This window comes from Polaribacter sp. YIW18, assembly GCF_057219325.1.
The window spans coordinates 67,754-86,308 of sequence record NZ_JBXVVE010000001.1; the positions used below are offsets into that span (position 1 = coordinate 67,754).

An 18,555-nucleotide genomic window follows, 5' to 3' on the forward strand; every position below is an offset into this window, starting at 1 on the left:
TTTTATATAAATTTAAAAATTTCGAAGTCCGGGTACTATTTTAATTTTATAATTTGTATTGTCTTTACCCCATTTTAAGACAATTAGTTTTTGGGTTTTAGTATCCCAAATAAAATCTGCAGGATTAGAGTTTTTAGTTATTTTATAAACTTCTAATCCAACATTTTTTTGTGGATTGTAATACATTATAAATTCATCATTTACAATAATAGAAAAACCATCTGGATAATGTCGGTTTGCTCCAATAAAAATTATAGAAGCGCCTTTACTGTTATCCGATTTGATGTGTAAATTTAATTCTCTTTTTGCAAAATTAAATAGAAAATATTGAATATCTCCTGCAATTGCTTGTGGAAAAGGTCTTGAAATGACATCTGTAATGTATTTACGTTCAACTGTACCTGCATCTGTTTTATCACTAAAAATAGACCAAGTTGATGGTCCTCCTGGTAAAAAATTTTGCATAGTTCTGTTTCCTAAAAACCAAGCTTTTATAGAACCTACACCCATTTTATCAAAAACCTCTGCTGTTTTGATATATAACTTTCTATATTCTAATTGACCTAATTTACCAACAATTGTAGTATCTGTTTTTGCAAAAGTTGGGAAACCCCATTCTCCAATTAAAATTGGTGCTTTTAACATATCTGATTCTTTATCAAAACGATCCATATTTTTTTGAATATAATTAATGTTGTTTTGATAAATGTGTGGCGCAAAAACAATGTTTTTTCGATTTATAGCTGATGTAATTTCAGCATATTGATTGTTGTCTATCTTTTCCCCTTTATTCATAAAAATAGACTGGAATAAAATCTTTTTGTCTGGATTTATTTTCTGGCTTTCATCAATAATTCTTTGATACAAAGGCACCAAATATTTATCGGTTAAATCTTTGTAAGAAATATCCATCTCTAGCTTTCTAGGTTCATTTACAACATCGTAACCAACTACATAGGGTTCTTTTGCAAAACGTTTCCAAATTACTTTCCAAGCATTGATGTAAGTCGTGTATTGTTTGTCTTTTTTATTGTCCCAAAACTCTTGCCAAACAAATTTATCAACCCCATAAACCGTCATTTTAAAAACTGTTTTTATGTCGTGATTTTTCCCTAAAGCAACCAACTCATCCAGTTTTTGTAAATACTTTTGTTCTACTTGTCCTCCAGGAAATTCGCTAACTCTACCTAGTTCTAAACGGATAACTTGGTAATTCGCTCCCATTCTAACCTGTCTCGCATAATCATCACTATTAAAAAAGACTTCTCCTTTATGATCGTTGGTATTAATAACAAAACCTCTTGGAATAATGTGTCTACCTTGTTCGTCTCTTAAAGCGTGTTTAATTTGAGAAAAACTTGTTATTGTAAAAGTTAAGAACAGTAAGTTAAAAAGAAAATTCTTCATAATACATCATAATTTTTGATAAAAATACAATGATCAGCTACCTTAAGTATCCTGCACACTACTGTGTGGCTTAAGAATTCACCCACAAAAACAACTCGTAATTTTCGATAAAATTATCATGACAGTACAGGATATAAATTTTCATAAAAAAAATGAAATTAGCAAATTAAAAAATAAAATGAATTATTATCTAGGGTTAGATATTGGAAGTTCTTCTATAAAAGTAGCTTTAGTAGAAACCAAAACAGGTAAAAGCTTAGGCGTTGTTCAAGAACCAAAAGAAGAAATGAGCATGTTTGCTCAAAAAAACGGATGGGCAGAACAAGAATCGAACGATTGGTGGTTGCATATATGCAATGCCATTACAAAACTAAAAAAAGAATATAATATTAGCAAAAGTCAAATAAAAGGAATTGGTATATCATACCAAATGCATGGTTTAGTTTTGGTTGACAAACAAGGTAATCCTTTACGTAAAAGTATTATTTGGTGCGATAGTAGAGCAGTTTCGATTGGTAATAATGCTTTTAAACAAATTGGAGAAGAAAAATGTGCTAATCAATTATTAAATTCACCAGCAAATTTTACAGCATCAAAAATAAAATGGGTAAAAGACAATGAACCTGCTATTTACAAACAGATATATAAGTTTATGTTACCTGGAGATTATATCGCCTATAAATTTTCAAACAAAATAAACACTACAATTTCTGGTTTATCAGAAGGGATTTTTTGGGATTTTAAAAAAGATACCATTGCAGATTTTTTATTAGAATATTATGGGATAGATAAATCGCTAGTTCCAGACATCGTGGAAACCTTCGGAATTCAATCTGTTGTCGATAAAAAAGGAGAGGCAGAAAGTGGCATTGCAGCAGGTACACCAATTTATTACAGAGCAGGAGATCAGCCAAATAATGCATTATCCTTAAATGTTTTTAATTCTAGAGAAGTAGCTGTAACTGGAGGTACTTCTGGAGTTGTATATGCAGTTACTGATAATTTATCTGTCAAAGAAAGTGCTAAAGTAAACAACTTTGCACATGTAAATTATAAGAAAGGAATATCAACAAAAATAGGAAAGTTGTTGTGTATCAATGGTGCAGGAATCCAATACAGATGGTTATTAAATAATTTAGATGTATCATCTTATGAAGAAATGAATAATTTAGCAGCGAATATTCCTATTGGATCAGATGGGGTATGCATAATTCCTTTTGGTAATGGTGCAGAACGAATGCTAAATAATAAAGAAATTGGTACAAGAATCGTAAATATGAATCTTAATAATCATCATAAAGGACACCTTTGTAGAGCTGCTTTAGAAGGGATTGCGTTTTCTTTTTATTACGGAATGGAGATTTTAAAGTCAGATGGCATTAACCCAAAAGTAATCAGGGCAGGAAACGACAACTTATTTCGCTCCGAAATTTTCTCAAATACAGTGGCAACTTTAATTCAACAAGAAATAGAAATCTATAATACTACTGGAGCTATTGGAGCTGCAAGAGCAGCCAATTTACATACTGGTGATTTTACTTCTTTTGGCAAAACAATAATGGATAACGACCATGTTATGACGTTTATGCCTTCTAAAGACAAACAACCTTATTTAAAAGCGTACAAAGATTGGAAAAAAGAATTAGAAATTATACTTAACACAAAATAAAAAAAGAAATGGCAAATAAGGAATATTTTAAAGAAATTGATAAAATTGAATTTGAAGGAAAGGAATCAGACAATCCACTAGCGTTTAAGTACTATAATCCTGAGCAAGTTGTTGCAGGAAGAAAAATGAAAGATTGGTTTAAATTTTCAATTGCATACTGGCATACATTCTGTGGTCAAGGTTCAGATCCTTTTGGACCAGGAACGCAAAACTTTACTTGGGATAAATCTTCAGACCCAATTCAAGCAGCAAAAGATAAAGCAGATGCAGCTTTTGAGTTCATCCACAAAATGGGCTTTGAGTATTTCTGTTTTCATGATTATGATTTAGTACAAGAAGGTGCAACTTTTGCTGAATCTGAATCTAGATTAAATTCTATTACAGATTACATTAAAGAAAAACAAGTAGAAAGTGGTGTGAAACTGTTATGGGGCACAGCAAACTGTTTTTCAAACCCACGTTACATGAATGGTGCTGCTACAAATCCAGATTTTGATGTAGTTGCTAGAGCTGGAGGACAAGTAAAATTGGCTTTAGATGCGACAATTAAATTAGGTGGTGAAAACTATGTGTTTTGGGGAGGAAGAGAAGGTTACATGTCTTTATTAAACACAGATATGGGACGTGAATTAGATCACATGGGTCAATTCCTTACAATGGCAAGAGATTATGCAAGAGCACAAGGTTTTAAAGGGTCTTTCTTTATAGAGCCAAAACCAATGGAGCCAATGAAGCATCAGTATGATTTTGATTCAGCTACTGCAATTGGTTTCTTAAAAGAATATGGTTTAGACAAAGATTTCAAAATGAATATTGAGGTAAACCATGCAACTTTAGCACAACATACAATGCAACACGAACTAGCAGTTGCAGCAAAAGCAGGAATGTTAGGAAGTATTGATGCTAATAGAGGAGATTATCAAAATGGTTGGGATACAGACCAGTTTCCAAATAATATTCAAGAAACCACAGAAGCTATGTTGGTTTTCTTGGAGGCAGGTGGATTACAAGGTGGTGGTGTTAATTTTGATGCAAAAATCAGAAGAAACTCTACAGATTTAGAAGATGTTTTCTTAGCACATATTGGTGGAGCAGACACATTTGCAAGAGCACTAATTACTGCAGATAAAATTATGACATCTTCTTCTTATAAGGCACTTCGAGAAAAAAGGTACAGCTCTTTTGATTCAGGTAAAGGAAAGGATTTTGAAGCTGGTAAATTAGAGCTTAAAGACTTATATAACATTGCTCAAGAAAATGGAGAATTGAGTTTACAAAGTGGAAAACAGGAATTGTTTGAAAATATCATTAACCAATATATATAGTAATATTTTATAAAATAAATTAGTTAAATTTGAAGGTTTTCAATTCTAATTTAAAAACCAAAACACACTATGCTAGGAATTTTTTCATTTGTTGGCTTTACTTTACTTGTGGCAATTATCGCCTTTTTATCAACCAGAAAAACAGATGAAAGTACATCTGATGGGTATTTTTTAGGAGGTCGTAGTTTAACTGCAACAGTAATTGCAGGGTCTTTATTATTAACGAATCTTTCTACAGAGCAAATAGTTGGACTTAATGGTAATGCCTATGCAGATGGTATTTTGGTTATGGCTTGGGAAACCTTAGCTGCAATTGCTATGGTAATTACCGCTATTTATTTATTACCAAGATATTTAAGAGGTGGTATTTCAACAATTCCTACGTATTTAGAACGTCGTTTTGATACTACAACAAAAGCTATGACTTCTGGTTTATTTCTCTCTGGATATGCAATAGTTTTATTACCTATAGTTCTTTATTCTGGTTCATTAGGTATTAGTGGTATGTTTAATTTACCAGAGTTATTAGGGGTAACAGAATGGCAATCTATTTGGATTTGTGTAATTAGCATAGGTGTTATCGGTTCTATTTATGCCATTTTTGGTGGTTTAAAAGCAGTAGCAGTATCAGATACTATTAATGCAGTTGGATTATTAATTGGAGGCTTATTAATTCCTTTTTTCGGATTAATTTCAATTAGTGACGACAATACTTTTTTTGGTGGTATTTCTAAACTAACCAGTCAATATCCTGAGAAATTAAATGCGATTGGTAGCGCAGATTCATCAATACCTTTTGCAACTATTTTTACAGGCATGATGTTAGTTCAGTTATTTTATTGGGGTACCAATCAACAAATTATTCAACGAGCATTGGGTGCTAAAAATTTATCAGAAGGTCAAAAAGGTTTAACATTGGCTGCTTTTATTAAAATATTAGGACCAATAATAGTGGTACTTCCTGGTATTATTGCATACCATAAATGGGGAGGAGAAGTTTTAACAAACAACGATATTGCTTACCCTAGATTGGTTGCAGAAGTTTTGCCTACATATTTAATTGGTTTTTTTGCAGCAGTCATGTTTGGTGCCATCTTAAGTTCATTTAATTCTGCTTTAAATAGTTGTGTTACTTTATTTGGTGTAGATATTTACAAGCAATACATTAATAAAGAAGCAAAAGAGAAAAAAGTAGTTACAGTTGGTAAAAGTTTTGGTATTTTTTTAGCGATATTTTCTATGTTTGTAGCGCCCTTTTTATACTATGCTTCAGATGGTCTTTTTGGATATTTACAAACTGTAAATGGTGCTTATAGTGTACCTATTTTAACAGTTATAATTGTTGGAGTTTTAACAAAAAGAGTTCCTGCTATTGCTGCAAAAGCAGGTATTATATTTGCATTTGTATTTTATGTAACCTACATTATTTTATCGAAAGGTTTCGAAATGGATTTACCACATTTTCTGCATTTTCAATTTGCGGCATTTGTATTAACTATAATTTTAATGTTAGTGATAACAAAAATAAAACCAAGAAAAACAGATTATGTTCAAGAATATACTAGGCAAGTAGATGTAACTCCTTGGAAACATGTAAAAGTTGTAGGTGTAGTAATTTGTATAGTGGTAATATCAACTTATTTTATTTTCAGTTAATTTACTATAAAAGTTACCAGTATGTTTTAAACACCTAATCACAAAGTATTTGACGTTCTTAATTAGGATGAAAAACAGACCAAAAAAGTGGGATGTAGATAGAACTTAGAGGTCTAAATTTATATTGTTTATCGTTGTTATTTTTTCCAAACCCTATCACACAAATTTATCTAAAGATAACAATCATTCTTAAATCCTCTTTTATTATATCATGAATTCTACTTAATGATACTAGTTTTGCATACCTTATGCAATTAGGGATATCACTTAATTTGTCTAATTCCAATTAAATTCCTTAATTGTTAATTCTTACTCTAATTTGTATTGCTTAATAGTTAACATTAAAAACCGACTAAACTTATCCTATATTAGATTGAATAAAAAAACCGAAAGAAAAATTTCTTTCGGTTTTAATCCAAATAAATCAATTCAAACTAATTCTATCTGTATCCATTATTTGTTGGATCTGACTCCAATAACGCTGGGTTTAATTCTAATTCTTGTAAAGGAATAGGTAATTTAACGTGATAAGGTTTAATATTTACATTTGGCTGCCAGAAACGGTATTCTAAATTTTGTACCACATCTAACAGAATTCCCCATCTAATCAAATCGTATCTTCTATGACATTCAGCAGCTAATTCCCATTTACGTTCATCATACATCGCTTCTCTAAACTCTTGTTGATTTACACCAGTAATATCCCAATCAGCTTGATCATCATAAGCTCTCTTCCTAATAGCATGCATATAATTTAAAGCTTTTGCAGTTGGCCCATTTAATTCATTTTCACATTCTGCAGCCATTAAATACACATCCCCTAAACGGAAAACCATTCTATTATCTGAGTGATTAAAACGAGGTGAACGATCTAATTCTAAGTTCCAAAATTTAGCCATATATGGAAAAACCAAATCAAAGCCTAAATAATTATCTACAATATTTAATTCTCTTCTCTTATCGTTTAAAGGAAACTTCGCTGCAAAATCTTTTGACGCTACTTGCAAACCAGTTCCATTAAAAGCTTCACCTCTTGCTGCTAAAGCTGCTCCTAAAGCATCTCTCTCATCAGAGTTTTTAGGTTCATCTCTTAAACGAGGGTTAAACATACTTGGTCTCCAACTATTATTTCCTGCAAAAGATCGTCCTGGGAAAGCTGGATCAAATATTCCTTCTATATCTTTAGCAAAATCTAAAGACCAGATAATTTCTGCATTGTACTCATTAAAAGGGTCAAAAACATCATTATAATTAGCCAATAAAGTATGAGGTGATTGATTTATTATTTCTTCACACTTCGTTAAACCTAATTGCCACTGTTTTTGCTTCATATAAATTTTTGCCATTATTATAGCTGCAGCCCATTTTGAAGCTCTACCACTTTGATCACCTGAATAAGAATTCTGTAAGTTATCTTGTGCAAATTGTAAATCTTCTAAAATACCCGTAATTATAGTAGCTTCATCAGTTCTACCCAATTTACTAATCTCTTCTAGAGTAAGAACTTCTGTATAATAAGGTGCAGCTCCCCAAAGGTTTGTAATATGCCAATAACATAATCCTCTGATAAATCTAGTTTCTGCAATAATCTCTGTTCTCACTGCTTGTACACCTATATTTTCATTACCTGTAACTCTATCTATAATTACATTTGCATTTAAAATCGTTCTGTAAAGATCTTTCCAAGTATCAGAGACACTCATTTTTTGTACAGACACATCTGCTAAAGCCTCATTTAAAGTGTAATTCCCAATAGGTTGCACAAAATTTGCAGCACGATTTGGTTCAATAATATCAGCTCCATTATCGTAAAAATGATCTAAACCTACTTGCCCATAAATGGAGTTGTTTTTTAATATAGCATACATCCCTTGGACAGCTTGTCTTGCATCGTTTTCTGAGGCAAAAAAGGTGTCAGGAGATATTAATGACTTAGGATCTTCTTCTAAAAAGCTTTCACAACTTATACTTGTGAAAACGATGAAGATATATAAGAATATTTTATTTGTTTTCATATCTATGTTTTTTAAAAAGTTATATTTAATCCAAATGTTACAACTCTTGGATTTGGGTATTGAGCACTTAAATAACCTTGTGCTATGTTTCCTAGTCCTGTTCTACCAAAATTACTTGCTTCTGGATCAATTAATCTAGTTTTTGAGAATAACAATAAGTTAGAACCTGACATATAAAAAGTTGCATTTTTTACTCCTTTTAAAAAGTCCATTTCATCAACTGGGAAATTGTAAGCTAATCTTACTGTTTTAAGACGTAAATGAGATCCATCTTCTACATATTGTGAGTTTGGTGGTGTATTTGTTACAGAATCTGCACCTGCTCTTGGGATATCTGATGAAGGATTGCTTACTGTCCAACGATCACGTAAATCACCAAATTTCACAGATTCACCACGATTAAAATAATTATTACGCATATTTAAGTTAAATACTTCATTTCCTAAAGTACCCTGAAAGTAAAATGAAAAATCCCAGTTCTTATATGAAAATGAGTTTTCAAATCCAAAAATTAAATCTGGAAAAGGACTTCCTAAAACTACATTATCTTCAGTTGAAATAATTTTATCTCCATTACGATCTTCAAATCTTGACCCTCCAACTACTTGAGCTGTTAATCCAGATGCATCAATTTCTGCTTGATTTTTCCATGTTCCTAAGTAGTTAACTCCAGTATATACTGGAACTGATTCTCCTACAATTAAACGAGTATTACCAGATCCAATAATTGGATCTACAACAACATCAATAAAGTCTACACCTCCAAGATCTAAAATTTCATTTTTATTTGAAGACAATGTTACAGTAGAATTCCAATTAAAATTATCTGTTCTAACATTTTTAGTATTCACTAAAAGTTCCCAACCTTTATTTTGAAGAGACCCTACATTTTGCAATTGACTTGAAAAACCAGTCTGTCTTGGTATAGTAACATCTAATAATAAATCATCAGTTTTCTTATAGTAATAGTTAAATTCTGTAAAAATTCTACCTTCAAATAAAGATGCTTCTAATGCAATGTCAAATGAGTTTGTAGTTTCCCATTTTAAATTTGGATTTGAAGGTCTACCTAATGTTACACCAGGAACCTCTACACCATTAAGGGTAGTATTTGCTTCTGTTAAAAGACCAAATGTTCTATAAGGTCCTATTGCTTGATTTCCTGATCTACCCCAACTCGCTCGTAACTTTAAATCTTTAACAACATCTTGGTTTTCCATAAATTCTTCTTCAGAAATCTTCCAAGCTGCTGCTACAGAAGGGTAAAATTCATATTTGTTCCCTGGAGAAAAACGGGAACTACCATCAGTTCTTCCTACTAAAGTAAACAAGTACTTGTCTTTGTAAGTGTAGTTTAATCTTCCAAAAAATGAAGCAATTTGAAAACCAGAGAATGAACTACTTACCACAGATCTTGTAGGGTTAGAGAAACCTAGGTTATTAAACCCTGTAACGTCACTAGTTATCCCAGCAGCTTCTGCTAGTACAATTTCTGTAGAGGCCTTTTGAAAAGAAGCTCCCACAAGCGCTGTAATACTATGATCATCATTTATTTCTGTATTATACTGAATTGTATTTTCATTATTCCAACCAGTGGTGGCCACAGACCTTACACTAGCAGAACCTCCATCAGGCACATTATCTGCAAGAAAACCTGGTAGTTGACTAGATGTAAATCTATTTTGCTTAGTATTGTTAAATTCTGGACTAAATGTTGAACGAATTATCCAGTTTTCTGCTGGTTTATACTCTAAGAAAGCAGTAGCTAATAAGTTATTCGTAAAAGTTTCATTAGTATTTAATGCTATGGCTGCTAAAGGATTACCAAAAGGAGCCCCTACAACCTCATCACGTCCATTAAATGACCCATCAGCATTATAAGCTGGTTGCGTTCTAAGAATACCAAATGCTGCTTGACTGTAGCTAGCCAAAGCATTATCTTGTTCTAATCTAGAATAGTTTATTCTAAATCCAGCTTTTACTTTATCAGATATTTTAATATCTAAATTTGATCTAAAAATATATTTTTCTAAACCAGAGCTCTTTACAATACCTTCTTGATTAAAATAATTAAAAGAGTTGTAATAATTAACATTTTCTGATGCTCCAGAAACAGAAATATCAGCATTATAAATTAATGCAGGTCCTAATACTAAATCAACCCAATCATTATCAGGATAGGTAGAAGGATCGTTAGGAAATGGAATTGCAGCAGATCTAAAAGCAGCACTTTCATTTGTAAACGCAATTTGTTCTGCTTGACTTAATCTGTCTGGTAATTCAGGTAAAAATTGAATACTGTTGTATAAGTTTAAGGTAATTTGGGGTTTTCCACTACCAGTACTTTTCCCACTTTTTGTAGTTACTAATACAACACCGTTTGCCCCTCTAGAACCATAAATTGCAATAGAAGATGCATCTTTTAAAACCTCAATAGATTTAATATCATTGCTGTTAATATTATTCAAGTTAAAGTTGGTTCCAACCACAATACCGTCTATGACCCATAAAGGTTCATTGCTACCAGTAATAGAATTACCTCCACGAACCCTAATAACTGTACCTGCACCTGGAGCACCACTTACTTGTGTTACTTGCACCCCAGAAGCTCTACCTTGAAGCGCTTGATCTACACGCGCAACAGGTGTTTGAGTTATACTTTCTGCTTTAATAGTAGAAACTGATCCTGTTAAATCTGATTTTCGTTGAGTACCATACCCTATAACAACAATTTCATCCAATTGATTATCAGGCTCTAAACTAATATTTATTATTTTTTGATTACCTACAAGAACTTCTTTAGCAGCATAACCTACATAAGAAAAAACTAGTGTTGCTCCTGAGCTTACATTAATTGAATATTTTCCGTCAAAATCTGTAGTTGAACCCTTTGATGTTCCTTTAACCGAAACAGAAGCACCAGGTAGTGGAACTCCTTCTGCTGAAACTGTTCCTGTAATTGTCTGCGCATTTACCATAGCTATTGAAAAGAAACTTACAATAGCGATAAAAAATACACCCTTTAAATTAGGTGGTATTTTTAGTTTAATTTTTAAATCCATAATTTATAATATATTTTATTAAATAAAATGCAAATTATTTATTAAAATACTATATACTATCCTGTACAATTATGTTTTTTTTAAGAAATCAAAAATAAACCACTATGGATTTGAAATCCATAGTTTTAAACAAAAGAATGAAATTCTTTCATAACATTACTCTAATATCCAGTTGCCTTTTTCTGAATTGGGCTTATCCTTATGATGTTCAAGATATTCCTGAACCATTTCATCAGTTATCTTACCAGTACTCCAAGCTCCATAACCAACAGCCCAAAAATGCCTACCCCAATAATGCTTATTTAAATTGGGAAATTCCTGCTGTAACATTCTTGATGAGCGACCTTTCAGCTTCTTTACCAAAACACTTATACTCAAAGATGGAGGAAACTCAACATGCATATGGACATGATCCTTGCTTACAACTCCTTTTAATATATGAACATTTTCAGAATTACATATTTGGATTAGTAAATCGCGACATCGATTTTGAACATCGCCTCGCAAAACAGCATATCGGTATTTTGTTGCCCATACAATATGGCAACTCAAATTGGTTATCGAATGTGAATTCCTACGATAGTTTGGCATTCTACAAAACTAAAACATTTATAGAAACTAAAGTAACTGCAATAAAATTGCAGGGTTTTAACCTTTAACTTGATAATAAAGAAATTAAACATATTAGTTGTTGAAGATGACAATATCAGTTCATTGATTCTGTTAAAAATATTAGAAGGCAGTGCTAAAACAATACAAACAGTCAAAAATGGATTAGAAGCTGTTGAAGTTTGCAAGAATAACTCAAATTTCGATCTCATATTAATGGATATTAAACTACCTGGCCTCAATGGTATAGAAGTGATAAAAAGAATAAGACAATTTAATACAGAGGTAAAAATAATAATACAAACAGCACATGCCTTTGGAAGCTATAAAGAAAAAGCATTTAAAGCCGGTTGTGATGATTATATTTCTAAACCGATAAAGAAAGAGTTGCTATTTGAAAAAATACAGCAGTGTTTTAGGTAAAAATTATTTACTATCGAGGATACGTATAAAACGCCCATACTTGTAGCTCACTCAAAATACATAAGAGTTTAATCAGAAATCTGAAAATACTCACAAAATTAAAGGTTAGCAAAAATTTCTAAAAAAACGAAAATCCTAAGCCAAAAGAAACGCTATCTAATCGATTATTTTCAAAACCTGCAATCCCTTTTCTATGAAAATCGATTCTAACAATGGTATTCCATCGTTTTTCTCCTGCAATTTGAAAACCTAAACCTAAACCATAATAATTACCATCTGGATAACGTGAAGAAGGTGTCCACATTTTTCCATATCTAACTTCTGTAAAAAAAGCATCATCATCTTTTTCTACAATATTAAACCTTAAACCACCATAAGTAGGAAAAGCATCTACAGCATAATTAAAATGAAAATCATAGCCAGCATTAAAACTTATGGCAACTCTTTTTTTAAACTCGTACCCAAAGCCTATTCTAAAAAAAAGTGCAGCTGGTTCTAAGAGTCCTTCTCCATCATCTGTATCAAAAAGAGTATAGTTTTCGTTAATTCCCAGAGTAAAATTAAAATCTCCTGTAATAAAGGGTTTTCCTAATTTTTCTTGAGAAACAAAATTTTGTAAAGTGCAAAAAAGAATAATAGTAATGGTAATATTTTTCATGAGTTCATATTTTTAATGCAATTAACCAAAAACTATTCCATTTATTTAAAATAATTGTAATTTCGCATCTAAGTTATGAGCATTATTTCTAAAGACATACAAAAAGCTGTTCAATTATTAACTAACGAGCAGTTGGTTGCAATACCCACAGAAACTGTGTATGGTTTAGCAGGAAATATTTTTAGCGAAAAAGCCATCAACAGCATTTTTTCAACTAAAAAAAGGCCTTTTTTCAATCCGTTAATTGTACATATTCCTTCTGTAGAATTTTTAGAAAATGTGGTTACACACATTCCTAAAAAAGCAAAATTATTAGCAGATGCTTTTTGGCCTGGTTCTATGACTTTGGTTTTAAAGAAGAACCGTAAAATACCTGATTTAATTACAGCTGGCAAAGATACTGTTGCTGTTCGTGTACCAAATCATCCTGTAACTTTATCACTTTTACGACAGTTATCTTTTCCTTTAGCTGCACCAAGTGCAAATCCTTTTGGTAGTATTAGCCCTACAAAACCAAGTCATGTAGAAAATTATTTTAAAAATAACATTCAAATGGTTTTAGATGGCGGTGCTTGTAAAAACGGAATTGAATCTACCATTATTGGTTTCGAAAATGAGGAACCTATTATTTATAGGTTAGGTGCTTTACCTCTAGAAGATATAGAAGCAGTAGTTGGCAAAATAGCTATCAAAAATAAAAAGGAACAAAACCCTGAAGCTCCTGGAATGTTAGCCAGACATTATGCTCCAAAAACCAAAACTTTTTTGGTAAATGATGTTTTGAGTGAACTTAAAAAACATCCGAATAAAAAAATTGGTGTATTGGTTTTTAAAGATTCTATTAACAATGATAGTGTAACCGAAATTATTTTATCTGAAAAAGGCGTTATGCAAGAGGCAGCCTCTAATTTATATAATTCTTTACACTTATTAGACACTTATCATTTAGATGTAATTATAGCAGAACGTTTTCCAGAAAATGGTCTAGGAACTTCTATAAACGATCGTTTGCAACGTGCTACTTTTGCTTAAAATTATCGTACAAATCTATAGGTAGCTTTTATTAAAAAGGTATCTTGTGCTGATGCATCAAAAATTTGTTTATTAATACTTTCTGTTAAAGAATCGTTTACGTTTTGTAAGCCAGAAGAGCCTCTTGCCCAAACTAAAAACAATTCAGAACCTGGTATATATTCCCATCTTACAACTAAATTAGTTTGTAATTGTGTAAATGAAAAATCTGGATTACTAAAAGTGTAATCTGTAGTATTATCTGTATTTTCATCAACTAAAAAACTTTCTGAGGTTTGGTTATAAGAAATTTGATTGTTGCTATACAAATTCACTCTGTCGTTAAAAGAGGCTGCTACTGGGTTGTTTACAAAGTTTAAATCAGAATAACGACCTCTAGAAATAAATGGTTGCCCATAAAATTGTATAGAAAAATTAGGGTTGATACTGTATGTAAATCTTAAAGTTGATGAAAATTCATCATTTGTAATTTTACCTAAAATATATCTAGCTTGGTTACCAAAACTAGTTTCTGTTACATATTGAGATTTATCTTTTGTAATTTCTAATTCATTTTCAAAAGAAATATTTAAAGCATCTGTAGGTTGATACACAAAACCAATCGTATACCTATTTCTGCTCAAAACATTTTCATCAGAATGTACATTTAAATATCTAAAATTATAGCTAAACAGTTTACTTCTATCAGAACTAAAAGAAGCAAAAACATACCTACTATTTGCTGTTCTCCATCTTGGACCTCCTCTTAAAAAGGAGTTAGAAAAACGTTTAAAATTAGCTCCTATACCTATTCTTGTATCTGCATTATTTATCCAATTTATATTTGCTGACCCTTCAAAACGAATTCTGTTTAAATTTCCTTGAAAATCATATTCTGTTAATTCCTCTGCACTTACACGCATATTCCTATACGTTTCTGTAGGAACCTGCCATAAATAACTTAGGTTTGCAAACTGAATCATTTCATCTGTATTTCTTAAAAAACCAACATCATTTAATTCTAATTCTGGAGATCGCCATATAAAACCTGTATTATAGCGCCAATCTCCTCCCCCTGCTTTTCCTAACTCTATTCTACCACCTGTACCTGTTAGTGAGGTTCTTGTTGGATCTACAGAAACGTGTGTAGCATCAGTTCTTTGAAACAAACGTGTTATAGAACGTTGTGTATCTTCTATAGCTTCTTTACTACCTGTTACATGACTTAAAATTACATTACCATCTAAATAATATTCTCTATTTTTCCAGTTATGATTAAAATCTAGGCCACCTGTATATGCTGCTTTATGTAGTTCGTTAAAATTACCATCTAAATTTCTGTTTGTGGCAGTAAACATTGCACCAATAAAAGAATTTCTTTCGTTAAAATCTTTTTGAATTCTACCTACAAAATAATTGGTTAATGGTTCTACGATTTCTTTTCTAGTTGTACCATCTGTCTGTCTAATTTCCGAAAACTCGTTCGCAGTAACACTTTCTAAAACTCCAATAGACCAACCTTCTTTTGTTTTTCCAGAAAATTTTGCAGCACCTAAAATTCTAGAATTTAAAGGCTCTTTTGCAAACTCTCCATCTACTAAATTTGCACTTCTATGTGGGTTTCTACCAATTCGTCTACTATAAAATAAATTGTCTCTTCCGTTTGCAAACTCAAAATCGAAAATATTTCTATTTTCTACAAAAAAGGGTCTTTGTTCTCTAAAAAATATTTGAAACCCATCCAAAGCAATAGCTCCTGGATCTGCTTCTACTTGACCAAAATCTGGGTTTACAGTTAAATCTAAAGTTAAATCGTTGGTAATTCCAATTTTTGCGTCTAAACCACCATTCACTTTAAAATCATTACCATCTCTATAAGGGTTTCCAGTTTCAGGCTCATAAGTATCATATTGCACCACTGCAAAAGGTTGTATTTCTAATTGTTTTTGTGGTTTTAGGTTGATAAGTCCATGCAATTCGCCAGCTTCACTAATAAAACCTGCTTGGTCATTAGGTATTCTTTGCCATAAAGAACGTTCTTGCAATCTAAAAATAGTTCTGTTAATATTAAAACCCCAAATTTGTTCTTTTGCTTTCCCAAAGCGTAGCTGACTAAAGGGTATTTTCATTTCTGCAGTCCAACCCTTATCATCTACATGAGCATCTGTATACCAAATGGGGTTCCAGCTATCATCCCAACTACCACCATTTTGCGATGAAAATTCTTCTCCTTTTACACCAGCTGCAGTTGTGGTAAAAACAAAAGCTGTTCTTTTATCATGGTAGCTATCAATAATTACATTTACTCGATCTCCAGCAAAACCATCTCTTCTACTTAATCTTTGCTGTATCAACTCTGGATCATCATCAAAAGCTCTAATAGCAATGTATAAAAACTTTGCATCATACATTACTTTAAACATTGTTTGATATGCTGGTGGTGTTCCTTCGTCTGGATTTTTCTCAACAAAATCAGAAGACCATTCCACTACACCCCATGCATCTTCATTAATTTTACCATCTATTATTGGTTTTTTAACCAATCTTTTAGTGGTGTAAATCCTTTTCTTAATTTTATTTAAAGTTTGGCCTTGTCCATAAACAGAAAAAACCATGAATAGGGTAAAAAAGGTTAGTAAAGTAAAAGTTTTCATTGATTTTTTTTGGGTTGTTTTAATCATTGAAAAAAGAGATTACAGGCATTTTTATATAGACGTGCAAAATTAACTTTCTATTCTCTTAACAATATGTTAATTATTTACCAAAAAAGAAAAGCTAGTATTTTTATAAAAATATTTCTAAAAGTCTATTTGTCAATAAAATAAATAATGGTACATTTGCACTCCTTTTTTAAGGAAAATGAAATTATTAATTGAACAAAAACTAATAGTGTAATTATGAACACATTAAGTTACAAAACAGTATCAGCAAACAGCGCTACCGTAAACAAGGAGTGGGTTTTAGTTGATGCGGACGGGCAAACGTTGGGTCGTCTAGCTTCTAAAATAGCAAAGCTAATTAGAGGTAAATACAAGCCAAATTATACTCCTCACGTAGATTGTGGAGACAACGTGGTTATTATCAACGCAGAAAAAATTGTTTTAACTGGTAACAAATGGAGAGACAAATCTTACATTCGTCACACAGGGTATCCAGGAGGACAAAGATCGTTAACTGCAACAGAAATGTTTGAGAAAGATCCTACAAGATTAATCGAAAAAGCAGTAAAAGGAATGTTACCAAAAAACACTTTAGGTAGCGCTTTATTTAGAAACTTGTATGTATATGCAGGTACAGAGCACAAACAAGCAGGTCAAGAACCTAAAGCTATTAACCTTAACGATTATAAATAATGGATACAGTACACAAAATCGGTAGAAGAAAAACAGCAGTAGCTCGTATTTATCTTTCGGAAGGTAAAGGAAACATTACTGTTAATAAGAAAGATTTTAAAGATTATTTTCCAACAGGAACTTTACAATACAAAGTACAACAACCATTAATGTTAACAGAAAACTTAACATCTTATGATGTAAAAGTAAATGTTTTTGGCGGTGGTGTAACTGGTCAAGCAGAAGCAATTCGTTTGGCAATTACAAGAGCTTTAGTTTCTATTAACGAAGAGCACAGAGCAGTATTAAAACCAGAAGGTTTATTAACTCGTGATCCAAGAATGGTAGAACGTAAAAAATTCGGTCAGAAAAAAGCACGTAAAAAATTCCAATTCTCGAAACGTTAATATATACACTGAACTTGTTTCAGTATACATTACAATTGAGAACTGTTATTATTACAATACATTAATATTAAACAGTTTAGTATCTAAATATACAAGACCTTAACAAAAAGCTACTTGTATATTGATTTCGAAAACAGAAAGTAAACACATTTAAAAATGGCAAACGTAAACATTCAAGATTTATTAGACAATGGTGTACACTTTGGTCACTTAACAAGAAAGTGGAATCCAAATATGGCACCTTACATTTATACAGAACGTAATGGTGTACACATCATCGATTTGTATAAAACTGCAGCTAAAATAGAAGAAACATCAGAAGCATTAAAGAAAATTGCTAATTCTGGTAGAAAAATTTTATTTGTAGCTACAAAAAAGCAAGCTAAAGACATTGTTGCAGACAAAGCAAAAGCAGTAAACATGCCTTACATTACAGAAAGATGGCCTGGTGGAATGCTAACTAACTTTGTTACTATTAGAAAAGCTGTGAAAAAAATGGCTTCTATTGATAGAATGAAAACAGATGGTTCTTTTGACGCTTTGTCTAAAAGAGAAAAATTACAAATTAACAGACAAAGAGAAAAATTAGAAAAGAATTTAGGTTCTATTTCTGATATGACTCGTTTACCTGGTGCATTATTTGTAATAGATATTAAAAAAGAGCACATTGCTGTAGCAGAAGCTCAAAAATTAAATATCCCAATTTTTGCAATGGTAGATACAAACTCTGATCCAAGACAAGTAGACTACGTAATTCCAGCAAACGATGACGCGTCTAAATCGATAGACAAAGTATTAGGTTTTGTTACAGAAGCAATTGCAGAAGGTTTATCTGATAGAAAAGCAGACAAAGAAAAAGTAAAAGAAGCTAAAGAAGCTCCAAAAAAGGAAGCTGCTAAAGCAGAAGTTACTGAAACTGCAACAGAAGAAAAAAAATAATTAATATCAATTTAGAAACAATCGTTTCATAAAAAAAGGAAG

At 31.7% G+C, this 18,555-nt stretch carries 14 protein-coding genes; 8 read left to right on the forward strand and 6 right to left on the reverse strand.

All coding sequences use genetic code 11. From position 1 onward, the window contains the following. Window positions 1-12 precede the first annotated feature (12 nt). Window positions 13-1,407 carry a cellulase family glycosylhydrolase gene (locus AC2D6T_RS00185; RefSeq protein ID WP_484680046.1) on the reverse strand — a complete coding sequence of 465 codons (1,395 nt, stop codon included), beginning with the start codon at window positions 1,405-1,407 and terminating at the stop codon, window positions 13-15. A gap of 178 nt (window positions 1,408-1,585) precedes the next feature. Here AC2D6T_RS00185 and AC2D6T_RS00190 point away from each other — a divergent pair, with 178 nt between their 5' ends. The 3 genes from AC2D6T_RS00190 to AC2D6T_RS00200 all read left to right on the forward strand — a co-directional run bounded on the left by AC2D6T_RS00190 (window position 1,586) and on the right by AC2D6T_RS00200 (window position 6,057). Further along, complete coding sequence (locus AC2D6T_RS00190; protein ID WP_484680047.1) at window positions 1,586-3,076, forward strand: xylulokinase; 1,491 nt, start codon at window positions 1,586-1,588, stop codon at window positions 3,074-3,076. A gap of 8 nt (window positions 3,077-3,084) precedes the next feature. Next, window positions 3,085-4,401 (forward strand): xylose isomerase, encoded by a 1,317-nt coding sequence (gene xylA / locus AC2D6T_RS00195; protein ID WP_484680048.1) that lies wholly within the window; start codon window positions 3,085-3,087, stop codon window positions 4,399-4,401. 69 nt (window positions 4,402-4,470) lie between these two features. Further along, entirely contained in the window at window positions 4,471-6,057 is a 1,587-nt protein-coding gene (locus tag AC2D6T_RS00200) for a solute:sodium symporter family transporter (RefSeq protein WP_484680049.1), read from the forward strand. A 440-nt stretch (window positions 6,058-6,497) separates the two neighbouring features. Here the strand turns inward: AC2D6T_RS00200 and AC2D6T_RS00205 are convergent, their stop codons facing one another. The 3 genes from AC2D6T_RS00205 to tnpA all read right to left on the reverse strand — a co-directional run bounded on the left by AC2D6T_RS00205 (window position 6,498) and on the right by tnpA (window position 11,725). After that, entirely contained in the window at window positions 6,498-8,072 is a 1,575-nt protein-coding gene (locus AC2D6T_RS00205) for a RagB/SusD family nutrient uptake outer membrane protein (RefSeq protein WP_484680050.1), read from the reverse strand. A gap of 11 nt (window positions 8,073-8,083) precedes the next feature. Further along, window positions 8,084-11,134, reverse strand: coding sequence for a SusC/RagA family TonB-linked outer membrane protein (locus AC2D6T_RS00210; RefSeq protein ID WP_298945883.1), 3,051 nt, complete (start codon window positions 11,132-11,134; stop codon window positions 8,084-8,086). Window positions 11,135-11,290: 156 nt separating this feature from the next. After that, window positions 11,291-11,725 carry an IS200/IS605 family transposase gene (tnpA, locus tag AC2D6T_RS00215; protein ID WP_484680051.1) on the reverse strand — a complete coding sequence of 145 codons (435 nt, stop codon included), beginning with the start codon at window positions 11,723-11,725 and terminating at the stop codon, window positions 11,291-11,293. Window positions 11,726-11,794: 69 nt separating this feature from the next. Here tnpA and AC2D6T_RS00220 point away from each other — a divergent pair, with 69 nt between their 5' ends. Next, window positions 11,795-12,166, forward strand: coding sequence for a response regulator (locus AC2D6T_RS00220; RefSeq protein ID WP_484680052.1), 372 nt, complete (start codon window positions 11,795-11,797; stop codon window positions 12,164-12,166). Between the two features lie 118 nt (window positions 12,167-12,284). Here AC2D6T_RS00220 and AC2D6T_RS00225 read toward each other — a convergent pair whose 3' ends face one another. After that, complete coding sequence (locus AC2D6T_RS00225; RefSeq protein ID WP_484680053.1) at window positions 12,285-12,824, reverse strand: hypothetical protein; 540 nt, start codon at window positions 12,822-12,824, stop codon at window positions 12,285-12,287. A 75-nt stretch (window positions 12,825-12,899) separates the two neighbouring features. On the opposite strand from AC2D6T_RS00225, the gene AC2D6T_RS00230 reads away from it, so the two are divergent. Then, window positions 12,900-13,856: an L-threonylcarbamoyladenylate synthase gene (locus AC2D6T_RS00230; protein WP_484680054.1), complete on the forward strand. Its 957-nt coding sequence runs from the start codon at window positions 12,900-12,902 to the stop codon at window positions 13,854-13,856. A 2-nt stretch (window positions 13,857-13,858) separates the two neighbouring features. Here AC2D6T_RS00230 and AC2D6T_RS00235 read toward each other — a convergent pair whose 3' ends face one another. Beyond that, window positions 13,859-16,489 (reverse strand): DUF5916 domain-containing protein, encoded by a 2,631-nt coding sequence (locus tag AC2D6T_RS00235; RefSeq protein WP_484680055.1) that lies wholly within the window; start codon window positions 16,487-16,489, stop codon window positions 13,859-13,861. Between the two features lie 243 nt (window positions 16,490-16,732). Here AC2D6T_RS00235 and rplM point away from each other — a divergent pair, with 243 nt between their 5' ends. The 3 genes from rplM (at window position 16,733) to rpsB (ending at window position 18,513) form a co-directional block, all read left to right on the forward strand. Further along, window positions 16,733-17,188 carry a 50S ribosomal protein L13 gene (rplM, locus tag AC2D6T_RS00240; RefSeq protein ID WP_298945892.1) on the forward strand — a complete coding sequence of 152 codons (456 nt, stop codon included), beginning with the start codon at window positions 16,733-16,735 and terminating at the stop codon, window positions 17,186-17,188. Further along, complete coding sequence (rpsI, locus tag AC2D6T_RS00245; RefSeq protein ID WP_298945895.1) at window positions 17,188-17,574, forward strand: 30S ribosomal protein S9; 387 nt, start codon at window positions 17,188-17,190, stop codon at window positions 17,572-17,574. Before rplM ends, rpsI begins: the two co-directional genes overlap by 1 nt. A gap of 156 nt (window positions 17,575-17,730) precedes the next feature. Then, window positions 17,731-18,513 carry a 30S ribosomal protein S2 gene (gene rpsB / locus AC2D6T_RS00250; RefSeq protein ID WP_298945896.1) on the forward strand — a complete coding sequence of 261 codons (783 nt, stop codon included), beginning with the start codon at window positions 17,731-17,733 and terminating at the stop codon, window positions 18,511-18,513. The last annotated feature ends 42 nt before the right edge of the window (window positions 18,514-18,555 follow it).

What these genes read in the sequence shown, in the direction of transcription:
- AC2D6T_RS00185 (WP_484680046.1), bottom strand. Translation starts at nt 1,407, where the DNA reads ATGAAGAATTTTCTTTTTAACTTACTGTTCTTAACTTTTACAATAACA.
- AC2D6T_RS00190 (WP_484680047.1), top strand. Translation starts at nt 1,586, where the DNA reads ATGAATTATTATCTAGGGTTAGATATTGGAAGTTCTTCTATAAAAGTA.
- xylA (WP_484680048.1), top strand. Translation starts at nt 3,085, where the DNA reads ATGGCAAATAAGGAATATTTTAAAGAAATTGATAAAATTGAATTTGAA.
- AC2D6T_RS00200 (WP_484680049.1), top strand. Translation starts at nt 4,471, where the DNA reads ATGCTAGGAATTTTTTCATTTGTTGGCTTTACTTTACTTGTGGCAATT.
- AC2D6T_RS00205 (WP_484680050.1), bottom strand. Translation starts at nt 8,072, where the DNA reads ATGAAAACAAATAAAATATTCTTATATATCTTCATCGTTTTCACAAGT.
- AC2D6T_RS00210 (WP_298945883.1), bottom strand. Translation starts at nt 11,134, where the DNA reads ATGGATTTAAAAATTAAACTAAAAATACCACCTAATTTAAAGGGTGTA.
- tnpA (WP_484680051.1), bottom strand. Translation starts at nt 11,725, where the DNA reads ATGCCAAACTATCGTAGGAATTCACATTCGATAACCAATTTGAGTTGC.
- AC2D6T_RS00225 (WP_484680053.1), bottom strand. Translation starts at nt 12,824, where the DNA reads ATGAAAAATATTACCATTACTATTATTCTTTTTTGCACTTTACAAAAT.
- AC2D6T_RS00230 (WP_484680054.1), top strand. Translation starts at nt 12,900, where the DNA reads ATGAGCATTATTTCTAAAGACATACAAAAAGCTGTTCAATTATTAACT.
- AC2D6T_RS00235 (WP_484680055.1), bottom strand. Translation starts at nt 16,489, where the DNA reads ATGAAAACTTTTACTTTACTAACCTTTTTTACCCTATTCATGGTTTTT.
- rplM (WP_298945892.1), top strand. Translation starts at nt 16,733, where the DNA reads ATGAACACATTAAGTTACAAAACAGTATCAGCAAACAGCGCTACCGTA.
- rpsI (WP_298945895.1), top strand. Translation starts at nt 17,188, where the DNA reads ATGGATACAGTACACAAAATCGGTAGAAGAAAAACAGCAGTAGCTCGT.
- rpsB (WP_298945896.1), top strand. Translation starts at nt 17,731, where the DNA reads ATGGCAAACGTAAACATTCAAGATTTATTAGACAATGGTGTACACTTT.